Here is a 3,284-nt window from a genome sequence, read left to right as displayed (position 1 = left end):
TTGTACTATGATTTTTCATGCACTACACGACACAAATCACTGCACCCCCTTCTTTTCTGCTCCCGATCGAGTTTTTAAAAACAACACGCCCCACCCCCGCTCCTGTCACACGCCCCCAACCCCCCCTCCACACTAACCCCCCCCCTTCCCCCTGCCCCCCCACAACCCCGACCCCCAAAACCCCCCCCCCCCCCGGGAGAGGGTTGGGGGTGAGGTTACGGGGTCGCGACGGACTCCACCCATCCCCCACCCACCCACTCACCGATCCAGCGGACTCAACACCCCGTGCCCGCCGCGGTTGAGCACATGCGTGTAGATCTGGGTCGTGGCGACATCCTTGTGGCCCAGCAACTCCTGGATCGTGCGGATGTCCTGCCCGGCTTCCAGCAGGTGCGTGGCGAACGAATGGCGCAGCGTGTGGCAGGTCGCCGGCTTGACGATGCCGGCCTTGAATCGCGCGTTGCGCACCGCGCGCTGCAGGCCGGCCTCGTCCACGTGATGGCGCCGCCGCTCGCCGTCGCGCGGATCGCGCGACAGCTGATCCGATGGAAAAACGTACTGCCATCCCGGCTCGCGCGGCGCCGACGGGTACTTGCGCGCCAGCGCATGCGGCAGCCACGCCGCGCCCAGGCCCGCCGCCAGGTCCTGCTGGTGGACCAGGCGCACCCGCTCCAGCTGCGCGCGCAGTGCTTCATGCAGGCGTTGCGGCAACGGCACATGCCGATCCTTGCCGCCTTTGCCGTCACGCACGCAGATCTGGTTGAGCTCGAAATCCACATCCTTCACGCGCAGGCGCACGCACTCCATCAGCCGCATGCCCGAGCCGTACAACAGCGAGGCCATCAAGCCGAAGCGGCCATCCATCATCGCCAACAGGCGGGTCACTTCATCGCGCGAAAGCACCACCGGCACCCGCTGCGGCCGCTTCGCCCGCACCACCGTTTCCATCCACGGCAGCTCGATCGACAACACCTCCTTGTACAGAAACAGCAGCGCCGACAGCGCCTGGTTCTGCGTGCCCGCCGCCACCTTGCCCTCGACCGCCAACGTGCTCAAGAACCCCTCGACCTCAGCCATCCCCATGTCGCGCGGATGCCGCTTGCCGGTGGCCAGAATGAACCGCCGAATCCAGCCCACATACGCCCGCTCCGTGCGCAAGCTGTAATGCTTCAAACGCAACCGCGCCCGCACCTGATCCAGCAACCGCGGCGTTTTCGCCTCCGTTACACCCTCACTTCCGCCCTGATAACTCATACACCCTCAAAAGTCGCTGATAACAACGGCAGAATGCCCGCCCGGCGTGCGCCAGGCATCCGCGCAAGACCATGATCTGACGTAGGAATCCGCCGCTTGTGCGGTCAGCAGTGGCGCCGCATACTCGGCGCAACACCCCGTTTTTGGGGTCTACCTAGCGTTAGCCTCGAACCCAAACCGCGGAGGAACAACCAATGCCTACCGAGCTACACGTGATCTTCGGAACCGGCCCTGTGGGGTGTTGGACAGCGCGGGCGCTGCGCAGCCAAGGATGTGCTGTGCGCGCGGTGAATCGAAGCGGAGTGCGCCCAGGTTTGATGCCCGCCGACGTCGAAATGGTCAAAGCGGACGTCGCTGACCCGACTCAGGCTGCGACAGCGGCCACCGGAGCCAGCGTGGTCTACCAAGCCCTCAATCCCCCGTATCACCTCTGGCACGAGTTCTTCCCGGCCTTGCAGGCCGCCGCGCTTGCCGCCGCGAAGACGGCGAACGCCAGATACGTGTCAATTGAGAACCTGTACATGTATGACTCCTCGAAGTCGATGAACGAGGCCTCGCCAGTCGCACCGGTTTCCGGGAAAGGGGCGCTTCGCCAGAAGATGGCGGAGCAAGTTATGGCCGCTCACACGCGCGGCGAAGTACGCACGACGACGCTTCGCTCCAGCGATTACTACGGACCTGGCGTGCTCGGCTCGGCACTAGGCGAGAGGGTGTTCGGCAATCTGGTCGCCGGCAAGACGGCGCAACTCAGTGGCTCAACGACGATGCCGCATTCCTTCGCGTATATCGAAGATGTCGGCCTCGCGGCAGCCGCTCTGGGTAGGCACGACAAGGCCCTCGGTCAGGTCTGGATTGCCCCGCATGCCCCAGTCAGGACTCAGGGCCAGATGGTCGAGGAGGCCTGTCGAGTGCTTGGTGTTGACCCGCGAATCAGTGCGGTGTCACCGCTCATGATGCGTGTGGTCGGGCTGTTCGTTCCAGCCGCGCGGGCCAGCGTGGAGATGATGTACGAGTTCACGGCGCCGTTTGTGGTCGATTCGTCGCGAATCGAACGCGAGTTCGACCTGTCTGCCACGCCCATCCCGGCGGCTATCCAACGCACGATTGAGTGGTACCGGGAGCACGTTGCCAAAGGGTGAGGTCATGGCCGGTTAAGTTGAGGCTAACAGCCGGTTGCAGCGGACGGCGCAGCTCGCCGCCGCTGAACCGGAGCGTTAGGGAGCAGGTGAAGTTGACGTCTAGTCTCGAAGAGCCGAGTTATTCCTGCATGTTCTGCGCTCAGGCCATTGAGGTTGGTGCACTCGATCCATGCGCCATCCACTTGGTTGCTCGTGCCAACCGTCAGCGCAGTGAGCAAAAAGAGCAAGCCTTCTTTTGTCACATCGCTTGTTTGCAGTCAGCGTCATCCATTCATCCGGCAAATTTTTACATCGCAGAGCCAGACTTCCCTTCGGTTGGTGAGCTCGCTGCTCCCTAACCAATCATTCGAGGCGGACGGCTTCGCCGCCGCTCAATTCCAGCGTTAGACTCAAATCCAGAAGTTCTGTACCAGGGCGAATTCTAAGGGGCTTCCATGGGCGTCCAAAAAAAGTACGACGCTCTCGTGAAGGAGTGGGGTCGCGAGCTCGCCAATGAAATTATGGCCAAACGTGCATCCAAACGTCCTGCTAAAAAGGGTAAGAGCAAAGGGCAGCACTGGTCGCCGGTACTACCCGGCTCCTTCGAATCTGGAAAACATCGCTAGCAAAACGCACTCGCACAGGTGGTTCGCTTCGCAACCGTCTAACTACTCGTTCAAGGCGGACGGCTACGCCGCCGCTTAACTCCAGCGTTAGGGCCGCCTATGAAACGTTTGATAGTTCTTTCGACACTCGTGCTTCTTGGGTGTACTCAGCAGGCCCAAAAGTCGTCCTCCGTCGCCACAGTTGGATCACTGCACGCAAGACCTTCCTCCGGTAGCGCCCTTAATTCGACCCTGCTGCACACCACCGTTTCGGGCCGAAACGGTGGTGTGCAGCAGGGTCGAAGTA

2 protein-coding genes are annotated in these 3,284 nt (G+C 62.1%); one reads left to right on the top strand and one right to left on the bottom strand.

All coding sequences use genetic code 11. The features are described from left to right. Positions 1–258: 258 nt before the first annotated feature. Positions 259–1,254 carry an integron integrase gene (locus B1991_RS18405; RefSeq protein WP_136260122.1) on the bottom strand — a complete coding sequence of 332 codons (996 nt, stop codon included), beginning with the start codon at positions 1,252–1,254 and terminating at the stop codon, positions 259–261. A gap of 194 nt (positions 1,255–1,448) precedes the next feature. On the opposite strand from B1991_RS18405, the gene B1991_RS18400 reads away from it, so the two are divergent. Next, positions 1,449–2,393: an NAD-dependent epimerase/dehydratase family protein gene (locus B1991_RS18400; RefSeq protein ID WP_136260121.1), complete on the top strand. Its 945-nt coding sequence runs from the start codon at positions 1,449–1,451 to the stop codon at positions 2,391–2,393. Positions 2,394–3,284 lie beyond the last annotated feature (891 nt).

Origin of the sequence: Rhodanobacter lindaniclasticus (assembly GCF_004799035.1) — a bacterium.
Lineage (GTDB): Bacteria > Pseudomonadota > Gammaproteobacteria > Xanthomonadales > Rhodanobacteraceae > Rhodanobacter > Rhodanobacter lindaniclasticus.
This window is presented reverse-complemented; position numbering and strand designations above follow the sequence as displayed.